General features: G+C 70.2%; 18 protein-coding genes. 15 read left to right on the top strand and 3 right to left on the bottom strand.

The window, feature by feature from the left end:
* Positions 1-45: 45 nt before the first annotated feature.
* Positions 46-1,944, bottom strand: a complete 1,899-nt coding sequence (locus tag ABZ911_RS09200) for a serine/threonine-protein kinase (protein ID WP_358053647.1) — start codon at positions 1,942-1,944, stop codon at positions 46-48.
* Positions 1,945-2,048: 104 nt separating this feature from the next.
* Positions 2,049-3,389, bottom strand: coding sequence for an FAD-linked oxidase C-terminal domain-containing protein (locus ABZ911_RS09195; RefSeq protein WP_358053645.1), 1,341 nt, complete (start codon positions 3,387-3,389; stop codon positions 2,049-2,051).
* Between the two features lie 126 nt (positions 3,390-3,515).
* On the opposite strand from ABZ911_RS09195, the gene ABZ911_RS09190 reads away from it, so the two are divergent.
* A complete protein-coding gene (locus tag ABZ911_RS09190) occupies positions 3,516-4,046 on the top strand; it encodes a hypothetical protein (RefSeq protein WP_358053642.1) in 531 nt (176 codons plus the stop codon).
* Here ABZ911_RS09190 and ABZ911_RS09185 read toward each other — a convergent pair.
* Positions 4,043-5,269, bottom strand: coding sequence for an aminotransferase class I/II-fold pyridoxal phosphate-dependent enzyme (locus ABZ911_RS09185; protein ID WP_358053639.1), 1,227 nt, complete (start codon positions 5,267-5,269; stop codon positions 4,043-4,045). The two genes, ABZ911_RS09190 and ABZ911_RS09185, sit on opposite strands and share 4 nt — an antisense overlap.
* 365 nt (positions 5,270-5,634) lie before the next feature.
* Here ABZ911_RS09185 and ctaD point away from each other — a divergent pair, with 365 nt between their 5' ends.
* The 14 genes from ctaD to ABZ911_RS09115 all read left to right on the top strand — a co-directional run bounded on the left by ctaD (position 5,635) and on the right by ABZ911_RS09115 (position 18,449).
* Entirely contained in the window at positions 5,635-7,293 is a 1,659-nt protein-coding gene (gene ctaD / locus ABZ911_RS09180; RefSeq protein ID WP_358053636.1) for a cytochrome c oxidase subunit I, read from the top strand.
* Between the two features lie 65 nt (positions 7,294-7,358).
* Positions 7,359-7,592, top strand: coding sequence for a hypothetical protein (locus ABZ911_RS09175; protein ID WP_358053634.1), 234 nt, complete (start codon positions 7,359-7,361; stop codon positions 7,590-7,592).
* Positions 7,593-7,597: 5 nt separating this feature from the next.
* The gene (gene frdA, locus ABZ911_RS09170; protein ID WP_358053633.1) at positions 7,598-9,331 is read left to right on the top strand and encodes a fumarate reductase (quinol) flavoprotein subunit; all 1,734 of its coding nucleotides are present in this window, start codon (positions 7,598-7,600) and stop codon (positions 9,329-9,331) included.
* Positions 9,332-9,348: 17 nt separating this feature from the next.
* A complete protein-coding gene (gene sdhB, locus ABZ911_RS09165) occupies positions 9,349-10,119 on the top strand; it encodes a succinate dehydrogenase iron-sulfur subunit (RefSeq protein ID WP_358053630.1) in 771 nt (256 codons plus the stop codon).
* The gene (locus ABZ911_RS09160; RefSeq protein ID WP_358053628.1) at positions 10,116-10,502 is read left to right on the top strand and encodes a hypothetical protein; all 387 of its coding nucleotides are present in this window, start codon (positions 10,116-10,118) and stop codon (positions 10,500-10,502) included. Before sdhB ends, ABZ911_RS09160 begins: the two co-directional genes overlap by 4 nt.
* A gap of 2 nt (positions 10,503-10,504) precedes the next feature.
* The gene (gene frdD / locus ABZ911_RS09155; protein ID WP_358053626.1) at positions 10,505-10,846 is read left to right on the top strand and encodes a fumarate reductase subunit FrdD; all 342 of its coding nucleotides are present in this window, start codon (positions 10,505-10,507) and stop codon (positions 10,844-10,846) included.
* A 71-nt stretch (positions 10,847-10,917) separates the two neighbouring features.
* Positions 10,918-13,659 carry an immune inhibitor A domain-containing protein gene (locus tag ABZ911_RS09150; protein ID WP_358053623.1) on the top strand — a complete coding sequence of 914 codons (2,742 nt, stop codon included), beginning with the start codon at positions 10,918-10,920 and terminating at the stop codon, positions 13,657-13,659.
* A 75-nt stretch (positions 13,660-13,734) separates the two neighbouring features.
* The gene (locus ABZ911_RS09145) at positions 13,735-14,664 is read left to right on the top strand and encodes a YegS/Rv2252/BmrU family lipid kinase (RefSeq protein WP_358053622.1); all 930 of its coding nucleotides are present in this window, start codon (positions 13,735-13,737) and stop codon (positions 14,662-14,664) included.
* A gap of 62 nt (positions 14,665-14,726) precedes the next feature.
* The gene (locus ABZ911_RS09140) at positions 14,727-14,873 is read left to right on the top strand and encodes a hypothetical protein (RefSeq protein WP_358053619.1); all 147 of its coding nucleotides are present in this window, start codon (positions 14,727-14,729) and stop codon (positions 14,871-14,873) included.
* A 149-nt stretch (positions 14,874-15,022) separates the two neighbouring features.
* Entirely contained in the window at positions 15,023-15,598 is a 576-nt protein-coding gene (locus tag ABZ911_RS09135; protein ID WP_358053618.1) for a hypothetical protein, read from the top strand.
* Between the two features lie 43 nt (positions 15,599-15,641).
* Positions 15,642-16,064 (top strand): protease inhibitor I42 family protein, encoded by a 423-nt coding sequence (locus ABZ911_RS09130; RefSeq protein ID WP_358053616.1) that lies wholly within the window; start codon positions 15,642-15,644, stop codon positions 16,062-16,064.
* A gap of 38 nt (positions 16,065-16,102) precedes the next feature.
* A complete protein-coding gene (locus ABZ911_RS09125; RefSeq protein WP_358053614.1) occupies positions 16,103-16,822 on the top strand; it encodes a DUF1838 family protein in 720 nt (239 codons plus the stop codon).
* A 41-nt stretch (positions 16,823-16,863) separates the two neighbouring features.
* Positions 16,864-17,262 (top strand): HIT family protein, encoded by a 399-nt coding sequence (locus ABZ911_RS09120; RefSeq protein WP_358053611.1) that lies wholly within the window; start codon positions 16,864-16,866, stop codon positions 17,260-17,262.
* On the top strand, positions 17,262-18,449 hold the full coding sequence (locus ABZ911_RS09115) for a histidine kinase (protein ID WP_358053609.1): 1,188 nt from the start codon (positions 17,262-17,264) through the stop codon (positions 18,447-18,449). Before ABZ911_RS09120 ends, ABZ911_RS09115 begins: the two co-directional genes overlap by 1 nt.
* The last annotated feature ends 4 nt before the right edge of the window (positions 18,450-18,453 follow it).

Below are 18,453 nucleotides of genomic sequence, written 5' to 3'. Positions count from 1 at the left end.
CGGGAGAGGGCCGATCGGCTCCAAGCCTCCGGGGGCTACCGGTCGTCAGCCGCAGTGGCTCCAGCCGCTCTTCCAGCTCAGGGTGCCCCAGGAGCCGCCCCAGATGACGCACTTCTTGGCCGCGGCCAGCCGGACCGGGCCGGCGTAGGCGGTGAACTTGCCAGGGTTGGCGGCGCTGCCGCCGTTCTGGACCTGCAGGGTGGCGTTCATCTGGATCTTGGCGGGGACCAGGTACTTCGACATGGTCACCACGCAGTTCTTCTGGGCGCCCGTGCTGTACAGCAGGTAGATCGTGGCCTTGGTGCCCAGCGCGTGACTGTTGATCACCTTGTAGCCGGTGCCGCACCTCGACACCGGGGTGTACGGGTTCGGCTTCGGCGTGGGTTTCGGTGTGGGTTTCACCGTAGGGTTCACGGTCGGCTTGACCGTGGGCGGGGTGGTGGTGCCCGGTTCCTTCGTCGGCTCGGTGGAGGAGTCGCCCGGTCGCCCGGGCTCGGGCTGGGGTTCGACGATGCCGGTCGGCTTCTTGGTGGGCTTCGGGGACGGCTTGCGGGTCGTCGGCCGTATCGTGGGCTCGTCCGCCGGACGGGGGTTGGTGTCGGGCACCACCACGACCGGTTCCTTGCGCTTCTTCGTCCTGGTCGGCTTGGCCGAGGGCTCGCCCACCACGTCAGGGGTCTCGGCCTCGGAGTCGACCGGCAGGTCCAGCGGCACCTCGGCCGAGGGGACGGGCTCGACGGTGCGCGCCGCGTCGGCGTTGGCGACCAGGTCGACGGTGTCGCTCTTGCCGTTGCCGCCGCTCTGCGCCAGGACGACGGTCCCGCCGAGGATCAACGCTCCGGCGGCCGCCGCGGAGACGGCGATGGCGAGGGTGCGCCGCCGCTTGGCCGAGGCGCCGCCGGCCGCGGGCACGGCACCGGGGCCCCCGGCCGGCGGCCCGCCATAAGGGCCGTGCGGGTACGGCACCTGCCCCGGACGCGGCCCCCCCTGCGGAGGAATCCGGGCCTGCGGAGGCTGGCCGTACGGCGAAGGAACCGGACCGGACGGCGGCCCCGGCTGGGCGGGAACGGCCCCCTGCGCGGGCGTGCCCTGTGGCGGCACCTGCAGGAGACCCAGCGGTACGGCGGGCCCGCTCTGCTGCCCGGTCAGCCGCACGATCAGCTGCTCGGCCGTCGGCCTCTTGGACGGGTCCTTCGACAGGCAGGCCGACACGACCTCGCCGAACATCCCGTCGAGCCCGCCGATCTCCGGCTCCTGATGCAGGATCCGGTTCATCACGACAGGAATGGAATCCGACCCGAACGCGGGCTTCCCCGTGGCCGCGAACACCATCGTGACGCCCCAGGCGAACACGTCGGCCGCCTCGGACACGGGCGCCCCGCTGAGCTGCTCGGGCGCCAGGTAGGCGGGCGTGCCCATCGCCATCCCGGTGGCCGTGGCGCCGGGTGAGTCGAGCGCGCGGGCGATGCCGAAGTCGATGACGACCGGCCCTTCGGGCCCCATCAGCACGTTCGCGGGCTTGAAGTCGCGGTGCAGGATGCCGGCCCGGTGGATGGCGGCCAGGGCGGTCGCCGTACTGATCGCCAGCCGGTCGAGCGCCGCGCCCCGCCGCGGCCCCTCCCGGTCGACGAGCTGCCGCAGCGAGGGGCCGGGGACGTAGTCGGTCACGATGTACGGTCGGCTGCCCTCGAGGTCGGCGTGCAGCACGGGCGCGGTGCAGAACCTGGCCACCCGCTGCGCCACCGCGACCTCGCGCAGGAACCTGATCCGCGCCTCGGCGTCGGCCACCAGGGCGTTGTGCAGCAGCTTGACCGCCACCTGCTCCCCGGAGGGAGAGGTGCCCAGGAAGACGATGCCCTGGCCACCTTCACCGAGGCGGGCGACGATCTCGAACTCCCCCAGCCGCCGCGGGTCGTCCGCTGCCAGCGGCTGGAATTGATTCACGTCGAACCCCCGAAAATCCTCCATAGGTGGGGCAAAACGCTATCAGTGAGACCGCTGTGGCGTCTCACAACCGCGGGATTCCTACGTCAAGTCCGCTGTCGACCTCAGATGGCCTTGCCGGGGTTGAGGATGCCCAGCGGGTCGAAGACCGCCTTGATGCCGTGCTGCAGCTCCTCCGACACCGGCCCCGACTCCAGCGCCAGCCAGCGCTTCTTCAGCAGGCCGACCCCGTGTTCGCCGGTCAGCGTGCCGCCCAGCTTGAGCGCCTCGCGGAACACCTCGTCGGCCGCCGCCCACACGTTCGGGGGAGGCTCGGCCAGGCCGCGCTCGAAGATGAACACCGGGTGCAGGTTGCCGTCCCCGGCGTGCGCGACGGTGCAGATCTGCACCTCGTGGCGGGCCGCGGCGGCCTCCACGGCCGAGATCATGTCGGGCAGCACCGACCGGGGCACGCACACGTCCTCCACCAGGCACGCGCCGAGGCGCTCCTTGGCCTGGTAGGCCATCCGCCTGATGCCGATCAGGTCCTCGGTCTCCTCGGGCGTGGACGACACGGCCACGAAGGAGGCGCCGTTGGCCTCGCACAGCTCCTGCATGCGCTCCGCGACCGCCTGCCCGTCGGCCACGTCGGACTGGCCGATCAGCATCGCCGACGTGGTGTCCTCCAGGCCGATGTTGCGCCAGTCGTCGATGGCCTTCAGCGTCGCCCGGTCCAGCAGCTCCATCAGCGAGGGCTGGCACCCGGCCGCGATGATGGCCGACACCGCCGCCGCCGCGTCGCGCAGCGAGCCGAACTCGGCCGCGAACGTGGCGGGCGGCGCCTGGGGCGCGCGGCGCAGCCGTACCGTCGCGGCGGTGATCACGCCGAGCGTGCCCTCCGAGCCGACGAACAGGCCGGTCAGGTCGTAGCCGGTGACGCCCTTGACCGTACGGCGGCCGGTCTCCAGCACCCGCCCGTCGGCCAGCACCACCTCGAGACCGAGCACGGAGTCCCGGGTCACGCCGTACTTCACGCAGCGCAGCCCGCCCGCGTTCGTCGCCAGGTTGCCGCCGATCGTGGAGATCTCGTACGACGAGGGGTCGGGCGCGTACATCAGGCCGTGCTCGCGCGCCGCCCGGTCCAGGTCCGCGGTGATCACGCCCGGCTCGACCACGGCGAACTCGTCGGCCGGTGACAGCTCGCGGATCGCGGTCATCCTGGCCAGCGACAGCACGACCGCCCCGTCGCCGGCCGTCGCGCCACCGGCCAGGCCGGTGCCCGCGCCCCGCGGCACCACCGGCACCCGGTTCTCGCTCGCCCAGCGCAGCGTGGTCACCACGTCCTCGCGGGAGGCCGCGAGGACGACACCCAGCGCCTTGCCGGGCTCAAGGAACGTGCGATCCCGGGCGTAGGAGTCGATCACGTCGGGGTCGGTCAGTACCCTTCCCTCGGGAAGGCGCGTCACAAGGGTGTTGATAACGGTCACTCTCTGGACTTTAGAGCCCGATTTGCGCCAGCCTTACCTCGGGGCCAGACTGCCCGGATGGATCTCACCTGTCCGGAGTGCGGCCAGGCTGACAGGGTCGCGTCTGTGCCGGGCGTCGTCGCTGACGGCACCACCTTCCACCTTGGCCGGGCCAGCATGCCGAAAGAGCGCGCCGTGGTCGACCTGCCCGCCGCCACCCTGCTGGACACCCGCAAGCACCCGATGAGCAGAACCCAGCTCGCGGTCTGGCTGTCCTTCCCCGCCAGGCACGAGATCCCGCGCACCCGCCACCAGGGGTACATCATGCTCGGCGTCGCCGCGCTCCTGCACGTCGTCGCCGCGCTGACCATCGCCATGAGCGAGCACGCCAACGTGCTGACGGTGCTGCTCGGGCCGTTCTGCCTCACCGGCCTGTTCTGGGGGTTCGGCCTGCTGTTCGTCGGCGGCGCGCACGGAGCACGCAAACGCGACCTGGCCGAGGCCCCCGCCAGGGAGAAGGCGCTGCAGGTCTGGCAGGAGCTCTACTACTGCCCCCGCGACAACGTCGCCTTCGAGCCCGGCGTGGGCCTGCCCTTCCACCCCAGCGAGACCAGGGAGTACATCTTCGGCTTCCGGTACGGCGGCCGCCCGTCCTAGCCGCGCTGCGCGGCCACCAGCCTGACGCAGACCGCCAGCCCCGCGATGGCCTGCTCCAGCTCGTCGAGCGTGGGGAAGGTGGGCGCGATGCGGATGGTCCGGTCGGCGGGGTCGTCGCCGTACGGGTGGGTGGCGCCCGCCGGAGTCAGCGCGATGCCGGCCGCCTTGGCCTTGGCCACCACCTCGCGCGCGCAGCCCTCCGGCACGTCGAGGCTGATGAAGTAGCCGCCCGTGGGGGACGACCAGGTGGCCAGGCCGGTGCCGCCCAGCTCCTTGTTCAGCACCCGGTCCACGGCCTCGAACTTCGGCCAGATCAGCTCGGCGTGCCGGCGCATGTGCGCGGCCAGGCCCTCGGCGTCGCGCAGGAACTCCACGTGCCGGAGCTGGTTGATCTTGTCGGGGCCGATCGTCTGCTTGGCGGAGTTGGCCAGGAACCAGGCCACGTTGGCCGGGGAGGAGCCGAAGAAGGAGATGCCGCTGCCGGCCAGCGTCACCTTCGAGGTGGAGCCGTAGACGAAGGCCCGGTCGGCGTTGCCGTGCTCCGCGCAGAGGGCCAGCAGGTCGGCCAGCTCGGCGGGAGCGTCGGTGAGGTGGTGGACGGCGTAGGCGTTGTCCCAGAAGATCCGGAAGTCGGGCGCGGCGACCGGCATGGCGGCCAGGCGGCGCACGGTCTCGTCGGAGTAGGTGACGCCCGAGGGGTTGCTGTACTTCGGCACGCACCAGATGCCCTTGACCCGGGCGTCCTCGGCGACCAGGCGCTCGACGACGTCCATGTCGGGGCCCTGGTCGTTCATCGGGACGGCGACCATGGTGATGCCGAAGCGCTCGCACAGCGCGAAGTGCCGGTCGTAGCCGGGGACCGGGCAGAGGAAGACGATCTCGGGCTCGTCCGCCCAGCGGCGCTCGCCGCCGGGCACGACGCTGAGCAGCGCGTGCACGATCGAGTCGTGCATCATCGCCAGGCTGGAGTTGCCGCCCACGACGAGCTGCCCGGCCGGCACCTGCAGCAGGCCGGCGAACAGCTCGCGGGTCTCGGCCAGGCCCTGCTGGTTGCCGTAGTTGCGGCCGTCGGTGCCGTCGGCGGCCAGGTGCGTGGACGGCAGCGTCAACATCGCCTCGGACAGGTCGAGCTGGTGCGGAGAGGGCTTGCCCCGGGTGAGGTCGAGCTTGAGGCCCCGCTGGACGAGGGCTTCGTAGTCGCGTACGGCCTGGTCGAGGGTCACGTTTTCCTCCGCAGATGGGTCCTTGCTTGCGACATTGAAGAATAGTCGGCCGCGGCGGCGGCACCGGCGTCACCGAGGTGCCAGGCGCCACACCCGCTCGGGAGTTCAGGAGAAACGGCTCGTCGCGGTGCTCAAACCCGCTGAGCCCGGCCCCAGGCCAGTGACCCGGGTGACGCCGACCGGCCAGCAGAGGAGATCGAGGACGCCGCGCGGGACTTGGCGTCGAGGGCGTCGGCGGGGGCGGCGTCGGCCGCCGACTGGGCGGTGTGACCACGGATGTCTTTGCCATCGGGTTTTCGATCAGCGATTGTAGAGAGTGGATCGGAGTGTGATCGGGGCCACACTCCGCGGTGGAGGGGGGAGTCGTGACGACCGTTCGCGACACGTCGTTCGAACAGGTCAAACGCCGGCGCCTGGGAACTCTGATCGTTTCGTTGCTGACGACGACCGACCACAAAGTGATCGGGTATCTCTACCTGATCACCTCGTTCGGGTTCTTCCTCGCCGCGGGCGTCATGGCGATGATCATCCGGGCCGAGCTGACCCAGCCGGGGCTGCAGGCGGTCTCCCAGCAGGTGTACAACGCGCTGTTCACCATGCACGGCACGATCATGCTGCTGCTCTTCGCGACCCCGCTGTTCGCGGGGTTCGCCAACGTGATCATGCCGCTGCAGATCGGCGCCCCCGACGTCGCCTTCCCCCGGCTGAACGCGGTCGCCTACTGGCTGTTCCTGTTCGGCGGCCTGATCGTGATGGGCGGCTTCGTCACGCCCAGCGGCGCCGCGGACTTCGGCTGGTTCGGCTACACGCCGCTGTCCACCGCGATGTACACGCCGAGCATCGGCGGCGACCTGTGGATCATGGGCCTGGTGCTCAGCGGTCTCGGCACCATCCTCGGCAGCGTCAACTTCATCACCACGATCATCTGCATGCGCGCCCCCGGCATGACGATGTTCCGCATGCCGCTGTTCACCTGGAACACGCTGCTGACCAGCATGCTCGTGCTGATGGCCTTCCCGGTGCTGGCCGCCGCGCTGCTCGTGCTGGAGGCCGACCGCAAACTCGGCACGCACATCTACGCCCCCGAGACCGGCGGGGCCCTGCTGTGGCAGCACCTGTTCTGGTTCTTCGGCCACCCCGAGGTGTACATCATCGCGCTGCCGTTCTTCGGGATCATCACCGAGGTGATCCCGGTGTTCAGCCGCAAGCCGATCTTCGGCTACATGGGCCTGGTCGCGGCCACGATCGCGATCGCCGGTCTCTCGATGGCGGTGTGGGCGCACCACATGTTCGCCACCGGGCAGGTGCTCCTGCCGTTCTTCTCGATCATGACGTTCTTCATCGCGGTGCCGACGGGGGTGAAGTTCTTCAACTGGATCGGCACGATGTGGCGCGGCCATCTCAGCTTCGAGACGCCGATGCTGTTCTCGATCGGCTTCCTCGTCACCTTCCTGCTGGGCGGGCTGACCGGCGTCATCCTGGCCTCGCCGCCGCTGGACTTCCACATCAGCGACACCTACTTCGTCGTCGCCCACTTCCACTACGTGGTCTTCGGCACGGTGGTGTTCGCGATGTTCGCCGGTTTCTACTTCTGGTGGCCGAAGATGACCGGCCGGATGCTCGACGACCGCCTGGGCAAGGTGCACTTCTGGACCCTGTTCGTCGGCTTCCACACCACCTTCCTCGTCCAGCACTGGCTCGGAGCGATCGGCATGCCGCGCCGCTACGCCGACTACAGCCCCGCCGACGGCTTCACCACGCTCAACCTCATCTCCTCGATCGGCGCCTTCCTGCTCGGCGCCTCGACCCTGCCGTTCCTCTACAACGTCTGGAAAACCCGCAAGGCGCCCAAGGTCACCCTCGACGACCCCTGGGGGTACGGCAACAGCCTCGAATGGGCCACCTCCTGCCCGCCGCCCCGGCACAACTTCGTCAGCATCCCGCAGATCCGCTCCGAACGCCCGGCCTTCGACGTGCACTATCCCCGCGAGATCAAGCAGGCGCGGCCCGAAACACCTGACTGACCTTTCCGAAAGCGTCAGCCGGTGCTTGTCTGGAAGTGACCTCCTCCCCTCGAAGGAGATCGTTGATGACAGGCACGCGCTCCCCCTTCGCCCCCGAGACCGCCCCCTGCGGCCAGAAGTCCGGCGGCGAGCGACTGCTCGACGACGACGGCTACGGCCTGCTGATCCGCGACCAGTACTTCGACTGCGGCTGCCGGCGCATCAGGCACGAGTACCACGACGGCAGCATCCACCTCAGCGCCGTGCGCCACGACGGCAAGCGGGTGAAGGACCAGCAGCAAGCCGACCACGGGAGCTGACGTACATGATCGACGTGCTCATCGTCGGAGGAGGCGGGGCGGGTCTGCGGGCGGCCATCGCGGTCGCCGAGACAGACCCGTCGTTAACCGTGGCCGTGGTGTCGAAGGTCTATCCGATGCGCAGCCACACGGTCTCCGCCGAAGGCGGCGCGGCCGGGGTGATCGGCGTCGGCGACTCCCTGGACGAGCACGCCTACGACACGATCTCCGGCGGCGACTGGCTGTGCGACCAGGACGCCGTCGAGGCGTTCGTCGCCGAGGCCCCGCGCGAGCTGATCCAGTTGGAGCACTGGGGCTGCCCGTGGAGCAGGGAGATGGACGGGCGGGTGGCGGTGCGCCCGTTCGGCGGCATGAAGCGGCTGCGCACCTGGTACGCCGCCGACAAGACCGGCTTCCACCTACTTCACACCTTGTTCCAAACAACACTGAAATATCGCGACATAGTGCGATACGACGAGTGGTACGTCACGAAGCTCATCGTCGACGACGGCCGCGTGCACGGCGTCGTCGCCGTCGAGATCAAGACCGGCCGGGTCGAGGCGATCGCCGCCAGGACCGTCATCCTGGCCACCGGCGGCTGCGGCCGGGCCTTCCCCTTCACCACCAACGCCTCCATCAAGACCGGCGACGGCATGGCGCTGGCCTACCGCGCGGGCGCGCCGCTGAAGGACATGGAGTTCGTCCAGTACCACCCCACCGGCCTGCCGTTCACCGGCATCCTGATCACCGAGGCGGCCAGGGCCGAGGGCGGCTGGCTGATCAACAAGGACGGCTACCGCTACCTGCAGGACTACGACCTCGGGCAGCCCACGCCCACGCCGAAGCTGCGCAGCATGGAGCTCGGCCCGCGCGACCGGCTCTCCCAGGCGTTCGTCGGCGAGCAGGCGCGCGGCCGTACCGTGCGGACGCCCTACGGGCCCGTCGTCTACCTCGACCTGCGGCACCTGGGCGAGGCCAAGATCGACGCGCGCATCCCGTTCGTGCGCGAGCTGTGTCGCAGCTACCAGAACCTCGACCCGGCCTTCGACCTGATCCCGGTGCGCCCGGTCGTGCACTACATGATGGGCGGCGTCCACACCGACCTCGACGGCGCCACACCCGTCGCCGGGCTGTACGCCGCGGGGGAGACAGCGTGCGTGAGCATCAACGGCGCCAACCGGCTCGGCTCGAACTCGCTGCCGGAGATCCTCGTCTTCGGCGCCAGGGCCGGGGCCGCCGCCGCCAGGTTCGCCCTGGGGCACCGGCAGGGCGAGGCGCCGGCCGTACGGAGTCAGGGCGGTGACGAGCGGCGCCGGCTGGACGGCGTCCGGGACGGCACCCGCAACGGGCCGCGCATCGCCGACGTGCGCGAGCGCATGCAGGCCACGCTGGAGGAGGCCGCCGGGATCTACCGGACCGGCGACGCGCTCGGCAAGGCCGCCGAGACGCTCGGCGAGCTGCGCGAGCAGGCCGCCGAGCTGCGCGTCGAGGACCACAGCACCGCCTTCAACACCGAGCTGGTCACCGCGCAGGAGCTCGTCGCCATGCTCGACGTCGCCGACACGATCGTGGCGTGCGCGCTGAACCGCACCGAGTCGCGCGGCGCGCACCAGCGCAGCGACCACCCCGAGCGGGACGACGCGCGGTTCCTGGCGCACTCCCTGGTGCACAGGTCGCCCGACGGCACGCCCTCGGTCGGCCTGCTCCCTGTGACGATCACCCGCTGGCCGCCCGGCAAGCGGGTCTACGGACGCGACTGACCGGGACGGGAGAGCACGTGGGCAAGACGCAGGAAGCGGCCGAGCAGGCCACGCGGACGCCGACGATCAGGCTGGAGGTCGCCAGATACCGGCCGGGGGAGGACGCCGAGCCGGTGTACCAGGGCTACGACGTGCCGCTCACCGACGACTGGGCGGTGCTGGACGGGCTCACCTACATCAAGGACAGGCTGGACGGCACGCTGTCGTTCCGCTGGTCGTGCCGGATGGGCATCTGCGGCTCCTGCGGCATGACGGTCAACGGCGAGCCCAGGCTGACCTGCGGCACGTTCCTCACCGAGTTCGGTGAGGGGCCGATCAGGATCGAGCCGCTGAAGGGGTTCCCGGTGATCCGCGACCTGGTCGTGGAGATCGACGACTTCCTGGACAAGCTCGCGCACGTACGGCCGTGGCTGATCAGGGAGGGCGAGGAGTTGCCGCTGACCACGGAGTACGCCCAGACGCCCCGGCAACTGGAGGCCTACAAGCAGTACTCCATGTGCATCAACTGCATGCTGTGCTACTCGGCCTGCCCCGTCTACGTGCTCAACCCCGACTTCCTCGGCCCCGCGGCGATCGCGCTGGCCCAGCGCTACAACCTGGACTCGCGCGACCAGGGGGACCGGCTGGACCTGCTCAACACCGACGAGGGCGTGTGGGGGTGCACGTTCGTCGGCGAGTGCACCAGCGCCTGCCCCAAGCACGTGGACCCGGCCGAGGCGATCCAGCGCTACAAGGTCACCGCCGCGGTCGAGTCGGTCAAGGCCCTGCTGCCGTGGGGGAGGCGATGAGCGGCGGCCAGGTGGCGTACCGGCCGCGCCGGGATCCGCTCTGGTTCGCGCGCAGCCGCGCCTACACGCTCTTCGTGCTGCGCGAGCTGACCAGCGTCCTGGTCGCGTGGACGGTCGCCTACCTGCTGCTGCTGCTCGACGCCGTGCTGGGCGGGGGGTTCGCGGACTTCGCGGCGCTCGCCGCGCGGCCGTGGATGATCGCGCTCAATGTGGTCGCGCTGGTCGCGACCGTGTTCCACGCGGTCACGTTCCTCAATCTGGCGCCCAAGGCCACCGTGGTGCGGCTGGACGGCTGGCGGGTGCCCGCGTTCATGATCCAAGGGGGTAACCATTCGGCGTGGCTGGTGATCTCCGGGATCGTCGCGTATTTCATCCTGAGGTGAGCATGAAACGCACGATCGAGCCCTATCTGTGGTTACTGTTCAGCGGCGGGGGAGTGGTGGCCGCGCTGCTGCTGCCGGTGCTGGTGCTGCTGTTCGGCGTGCTGATGCCGCTGGGCGTGCTCGACTGGCCCGCTCAGGCGGATCTCCGGGCTCTGCTCGACCCGCCGGTGGTACGGCTGGCGCTGATCGTGATCCTGGTGCTCTGCCTGTTTCACGCTGCGCACCGAATCCGATTCACTAGCGAGGAACTGCTCGGAATCGCCAGATTCGACCTGGTCATCGCGGTGCTCTGCTACGGCGGCGCGATTGCGGGCGGTGCGATAGCCGTACTCACCATGTTCTGAAATATCCGGAGATCATCACATTTCAACAACGCGCTTTACCTTCTCTTTACGGTCGGTCTAACGTCCGCTTTGTGTCCAGAAGACAGCGTCTATTAGCCCTGCTTCCCGCGGCCGGTCTGCTCACCGCGGGACTCGCCGGGGTGGCCACCGCCGCCCCCGACCCCGGTGCGCGCTACCTGCCCAGCGCCGCCGATCACTACATCAACTACGCCGCCCCCGCCGAGGGCGACAACCCGGCCGAGCCGGGCCTGCCCGGCAAGAGCGCCAAGCAGAGCCTCGGCAGCAAGATCGAACGGAAGTTCACCAGCGGCAACCCCGCCGCCGCCCGGGTGCTCGCGGCGCGCGAGAACCAGGCCATCAAAACCGGCCGCAACCCGGCCGACTTCATCTTCAAGAAGGCCGGCAGCACCCAGACGGCCAAGCTGCTGACCGTGCTGGTGGAGTTCAACGAGCAGGCCAACGACGACTTCTCCGGCTACAACCGGCTGCGCACCCCGCGCAGCGCCCCGGACGACTGCGTCGTCGAGCCGCCCGGCACGCTGCTGAACGGCCCGCTGCACAACAACCTCCCCGACCCCGCCCTGCTCGGCGGCAAGGACAACTACACCTTCTGGGTGCCCGACTTCAGCCCCGCGCACTTCAACAAGATGCTCTACACCAAGGAGGGCCTCACCACGCGGGTGCGCCAGGACCTCAAGGACCCGCGCGACGGCAAGCCCGGCATCGACATCTCCAAGCACACGCTGAAGAACATGTACGAGGAGATGTCCAAGGGCGCCTACTCGGTCACCGGCTCGGCGGTCGGCTGGATCAAGGTCCCGCACTCCGAGGGCTGGTACGGCGCCGCTCGTTGCGGCCAGCCCTACCAGGACATGTCGGGGCACCCCGACAACCCGCGCGGCAACGCGCAGCTCCCGATCGACGCGGTCAACGCCCTCGCCGCGGCCCAGCCTGACTTCCCGTGGGCCGACTACGACATCGAGGACGTCTCCGACGCCGACGGCGACGGCAACTTCCACGAGCCCGACGGCGTGATCGACCACCTCGTGCTGGTCCACGCGGGCGCGGACAAGTCCGGTGACGGCGGCGCCGAGGGCACCTACGCCATCTGGGCGCACTCCAGCGCGGTCGCCGGCGGCCACCAGGTGCCGGGCACGAACCTGAAGGTGTCCAACTACATCGTGCAGCCCGAGGACGCCGGCGTCGGCGTCTTCGCCCACGAGTACGGCCACGACCTCGGCCTGCCCGACCTCTACGACACCAGCGGCGCCGCCAGCTCGGCCGTCGACTTCTGGGACCTGATGTCGTCCGGTTCGCACAGCGGCCCGATCTTCCAGTCGATGCCCACCCACATGGGCCTGTGGGACAAGTGGGTGCTCGGCTGGGCCAACCCGAAGGTGCTGAACCCGGGTGACGGGACCAAACTGGTCACCGTCGGGCAGTCCTCACGCACGCCGAAGTACACCCAGGACGGTATCCGGGTCAACCTGGCCAGCGAACCACTGGCGATGATCACCCCGCACAGCGGCTCCAAGGCCTGGTGGTCGGGCCTGGACCAGGAGTGGGCCAACGTCAAGGTGACCCGCGACGTCGCCGTGCCCGCCGGCACGGACGTGCGCTTCTGGATGTGGAACAACTACGAGATCGAGGCCGACTGGGACTTCGGTTTCGTCGAGGTGTCCACCGACGGCGGCGCCACCTGGAGCCAGCAGAAGGTCTACAACGAGGCCGGCACCGAGGTCACCACCCCCGACGGCTACCCCGACCCCAACCACAACCTGCAGGCCTTCGGCAACAAGAAGTACGGCCTGACCGGCGAGACCAACGGCTGGCGGCACGACTACGTCAACCTGACGGCCTTCGCCGGCCAGAGCGTCAAGCTGCGCCTGGCCTACAACACCGACGCCGCCTTCAGCCCGCGCGGCTGGCACGCCGACGACTTCTCCCTCACCAACGGCGACGCCACGGTGTGGAGCGACGACGTCGAGTCCGGCACGGCCGGCTGGACGGCCACCGGTGGCACCTTCACCAACACCAGCGGTCAGGGCTGGACGATCAACAACGGCGAGCGCGAGCTCTCCCGCTTCTACCTGGCCGAGTGGCGCAACCTCGACGGCTTCGACAAGGGGCTCGCGCACACCTATGACACCACCTACCTGCGCGACGGGGCGTGGAAGGTGGAGCCGCTGAAGTACAACGCGCCCGGCCTGCTGGTCTGGTACCGGGACTCGACCTACACCAACAACACGCTGCAGCCCAACCTCACGCTGCCGCCGAGCATGGGCACCAAGGGCACCCTGCTCCTGGTGGACTCGCACTTCGAGCCGCTGCGCCGTACCGGGACGGCCAGTGAGCACGACCCGAGTTTGCGCAAGAACCTCGACGGGCGCGTGCAGACCTCCAACGCGGCCTTCTCCTTCAAGAAGACCTACCCGTTCCGGGAGTGCGTCGAGGGCGAGCCGTACGTCGAGTACTGCAACGACCACCCGGCGATGAAGGGCGTGTCCGCCTTCACCGACGCCAAGACGTGGTACCCCGGCATCGAGCTGCTCAACGGCGCTCTGGGCTACCGCGACTTCGACGCCTCGGTGGTCGTCCCCAGCAAGGGCGACCAGCCCTACAGCACCAGGGTGGTGCACGCCGACGGCACCCCGGCGACCGAGCTGTACGGCCAGGACATGGGCAACGGCCATATCCTGGGCACCGGCAACCCGGGTGACGAGGGCAAGGCGCTCGGCGTCCGGTTCAACCTGGTCACGCCGCTGCCGGGCAATCTCGGCGCGATCGTTCAGGTGACCGCCCCCAAGAAGTGATCGTCGGGCCGCCGCGTTCCCCCGCGCGGCGGCCCTACGATGGGCAGCGTCAGCAGCCGAGTGAAGAGGGGCAGCGTGCGTTCCAAGGAAGAGCACACCGAGGCCATCCACCGGGATCGCCGGGTGTGCGTCGTGGTCAACACCCACTCCCGCAGGGGCCGCCGCCACTACGTCGAGGTACTTCACCAACTGCACGAGCTGGGGTTCGAGCCCGTCGGCACGTTCGCCGTGGTCAACACCAAGCGTCTGCGCCAGACCCTGGACAAGGCGCTGGAGGCCAAGCCCGACCTGCTCATCGTGGGCGGCGGCGACGGCACCCTGTCCTCCGCGGTCAGGCATGTGGCGCACCGTGACGTCGCGCTCGGCGTGCTGCCGCTCGGCACCACCAACAACTTCGCCCGCAGCCTCGGCCTGCCGCTCGACCTGGCCGGGGCCATCGGCGTCTTCGGCACCGGCAAGGTCGCCGACATCGACCTGGGCATGGCCGACGACCGGCCGTTCGCCAACCTGGCCAGCTTCGGCGTCTCCGTGGAGGTGGCCGGGACGGTCAAGCCGTGGCTCAAGCGCCTGCTCGGCCGGGCCGCCTACCCGCTGACCGCCATCCGGATCCTGCCCCGCCACCGGCCCTTCCGCGCCTTCATCACCGCCGACGGCAAGCGCCACGAGCTGCTCACCCACCAGCTCAACATCGCCAACGGCCGCTTCCACGGCGGCTGGCAGGTGGCCAAGGACATCAGCATCGACAACGGCATGCTGGTGGCCTACCAGCTCGGCTCGGGCAAGAAGCTGCGGCTGCTGCTGGAGACGATGGCCAGGGCGACCACCGGCCGCTGGCGCAGCCTGGCCGGCGGGCCGTTCGTGACCGGCCGCGAGATGCTGCTGGAGACCGACCCGCCGCTGGCCGCCGACGTCGACGGCGAGGTGCGCCTGCGCACGCCGATCCGGCTGCGCGTGGTCCCGAACGGGGTGCGCGTGATGGTGCCCGCGGAGTTCGAGGATCGCTAGCCGCCCGCGTGCCCCGCATCGGTGGTAGACCTGAAGGGGAGCGGACACGAGGGGAGTCACCGATGCGTCCTCCAGGATCCTGGTGCGAACAGCCTGAGTTGCCCAAGGCGTGGTGCGAGCGTCCCGCCCAACCGGCTCCCGCCTGCGAGCTGCCGCCGTCGTCGCTGCTGAAGGCCGTCGACCTGCTGCTGAAGGTCACCAAGCGCTGACCCGCGGTCACGTTTCGCGCCCGTCCTGCGGGTAGACGCCTCTCCAGCCGGAGGAGGCGGAATCATGGTGCGAACTTTGCCCCGTTTCGCCACGTTCCTCGCCCTGGTCGGTAAGAAACCAGGTGAAGCCTGAAGGAGAGGCGCGAGCGATGACGGAGAGCGGTCACGAACAGCACGCGGGCGACATGGGCGCGCACCGGGCCACCTTGGGTGAGCCCACCGACCCCGAGTCCATCAACGTGGCGCCGACCAGGCCGGGCGCGAAGGAGAACGCGCTGGCCGACGAGACCTCCCGCAGGCCACACGAGGAGTTCGTCCCCGAGGCTCCCATACCGGCCTACTGGTCGGGCGACAACGAGTACGAGGAGCACGACGTGGACCGCAACAGCGAGACCGGGAAGGACCTGGGTGAAGTGAAGGACAAAGCCGAAGAGATGGCCTCGGTCGTCAAGCACAGGACGAGCGAGACCGCGGAGGTCGCCAAGCACAGAGCGAGCGAGACCGCGGCCGCCGCCAGGAACAAGGCCGGCGACGTGGTCACGGTGGCCAAGGACAAGGCGGGCGAGATGGCGGACAAGGTACGCGACGCCACCCCGGACCAGGTCAAGGACGCCGCCGACCAGGTGGCCGGCGAGGCGAAGAAGCGGCCCATGCTGGCCATCGCGGCCGCCGGAGCCGTCGTCCTGCTGATCGCGCGCCGGTTGATGAGGCGGCGCGGGAAGTGACGCCACCGGGAGGGCGGCCGGTCGTCCGGGATACGCTGCCCAGGTGATTCGTCGAACGGCCGCCGTCCTCACGGCTCTGCTCATCGCGGGATGCGGCGCGGGCTCCGCCGTCTATGACTACGGCCAGGTGACCGAAGGCGCCAAGGGCAGGACCGTGAAGGTCGAGATCGGCAAGGGTCAGCGGTTCTCCCTGGAGGTCGACGACAACCCTTCGGTGGGCGACAGCTGGGAGCTGGTCGAGCTTCCCGACCCCAAGGTGGCGTCCTACATCAGCAAGGAGCGCGAAGCGAAGTCCGACCAGCCCGGCGCGTCCGGCGCCAGCCGCTTCGTGTTCAACGCCAAGAGCCCCGGCACCACCACCATCAAACTGTTCGACTGCTGGCGCTGCCCGCGCGACCGGGTGCCGGTCGACGAGCAGAGCAAGCAGAACTCCGGCGAGGCCGTCTTCCAGGTGACCGTCGAATAGCGCTTGCGGGCCGCCGCCCCGCCCGGCAGGCTGCGGGCATGAGCGATCTCAGGGACTTCGTCAGGGTGCGCGCCGCCGCCGACGGCTCCGAGGCCGTCTCCTGGTGGACCGGCGACGTGTACGGCTGGCAGCAGGACGACGGCCCGCACCACCTGTTCGGCTTCGAGGGCGTCAACGTGGCCCGCGCCGTACAGACGGACGGCGGCTGGGAGCTGCTGACCCGCGAGGCCGCGATCTACCTCGACCCGAAGTCCAGGGAGGTCCTCCAGGTCTGGGACAACCCGTTCACCGGCGCCGCCGTCGAGGTCATGCACGTCTTCAACGACCCGGCCAACCAGCGCCTGCGCGGCCCCGGGGTGCCCATCACGCGGCTCGGCGACACCGTGGCGCTCAACGCCGACGTGCTGCTGGCCTACCCGTCGCCGCTGCCGGTGGCCGACTACCCTGACAACTCCGCGAGCGACACCTACCGGGCGATGGAGCTGTTCCAGTTCTTCGCCCCGGCCGCCGCGTTCGACGGGGGCGGTGACTCGGTGCCGTGCGCGTTCTCGTGGTGCCGCGTCTCGCCGTGGCTGCCGTGGATGGCGATGGGGCCCCGGCACGGCGGCCTCGTCTACCACTGCCGGGGCACCAAGCTGGCCTCCTACGCCGAGGTGCCCGAGCGGCTGCGCGCGCACGCGGGAGAGCGCTACGAGCACGCACCCGCCGAGTGGAGCGCCCCCAACGAGAGCAGCTGGACCGCGTTCCGCAGGCGCTGAGCGCGGCGCGGGTGGGTCGGTGACGAAAGTAGGGTCGGGGGATGTGCCTCTTCTGTGAGATCGTCGCGGGGGCGCGGCCCGCCACCATGGTGCACGCCGACGAGGTCGCGCTCGCCTTCCTCGACGCCCGCCCGGTGTTCAAGGGGCACGTCCTGGTCGTGCCCCGCGCGCACGTCGAGACGCTGACCGACCTGACCGAGACCGGCCCGTTCTTCGACCGGGTGCGGCGGATCGCCCGCGCCGTGGAGGAGGGGCTGGAGGCCGGCGGCACGTTCGTCGCGATGAACAACCGCATCAGCCAGAGCGTGCCGCACCTGCACGTACACGTGGTGCCGCGCAACAGCAAGGACGGGCTGCGCGGCTTCTTCTGGCCGCGCAGCAAGTACGCCTCCGCGGAGGAGGCCGAGTCCTACGCCGCCCTGATCCGGAAAGCGCTCTGATGGAGCTGGTGATCGGCGTGGCCGTGGCCGGGGCGCTGGTCGGCGTGCCGTCCCTGGTGCTGTGGCGGGTCATGCGCGGGCGCCGCGAGCTGGGCACCAGCCCGGCGGAGCGGGCCACCTTCGAGACCCTGCACACCGCGTCGCTGGCCGCGCCGCCGCTGCGGGCGGGGCTGACCGCCGAGGGCAGCCTGCGCGCCTCCAAGCACCTGCGCGAGCTGCTCGGCTCGCCGGCCATCGCGATCACCGACGGCGAGCGGCTGCTCGTCTACGACGGGGAGGGCGACCATCACGCCCGGGACGCCTTCGCCAACGCCGCCGCGACCCTGGCCGACGGCCGTACCCAGGTGCTCGGTCTGGACTGCGGCTCGCTGGAGTGCCCGATCAGGCACGCCGTGGTCGTGCCGCTGACCACCGACGAGCGGGTGGTCGGCTCGCTCGCCGCCTACGGCGCGCACGCCTCGGCGGGCCTCGTCCGGGCCGCCCAGGAGGTGGCGAGCTGGGTCGACTCGCAGCTCGAACTCGCCGAGCTCGACCGCTCCCGCACACTGCTGATGGAGGCCGAGGTACGGGCGCTGCGCGCGCAGATCTCGCCGCACTTCATCTACAACTCGCTCACCACGATCGGCTCGTTCGTGCGCACCGACCCGGAGCGGGCCCGCGAACTGCTGCTGGAGTTCGCCGACTTCACCCGCTACTCCTTCAGGCGGCACGGCGAGTTCACCACGCTGGCCGAGGAACTGCGCTCCATCGAGCGCTACCTCATCCTGGAGCGGGCCCGGTTCGGCGACCAGCTCCGGGTCACGCTGCGCATCGCGCCCGAGGTGCTGCCCGTCGCGGTGCCGTTCCTGTGCCTGCAGCCGCTGGTGGAGAACGCGGTCCGGCACGGCCTGGAGTCCAAGCCCGGCGTCGGCCGGATCACCATCCTGGCCGAGGACGCGGGCGCCGAGTGCCGCATCAGCGTCGAGGACGACGGCATCGGCATGGTCCCCGACCGGCTGCGCCGCATCCTGGCGGGCGAGGCGGACGAGCGGTCGGGGGCGGGCGGCGTCGGCCTGGGCAACGTGGACGAGCGGCTGCGCCAGGTGTACGGCGACGACTACGGCCTGGTCGTGGAGACCGGCGAAGGCGCGGGAACCAAGGTGAACGTCCGGGTGCCCAAGTACCACCCCGGCGTCTCGGTCCGCTGACCCC

This window comes from Nonomuraea sp. NPDC046570, assembly GCF_040645915.1.
GTDB lineage: Bacteria > Actinomycetota > Actinomycetes > Streptosporangiales > Streptosporangiaceae > Nonomuraea.
This window is presented reverse-complemented; position numbering and strand designations above follow the sequence as displayed.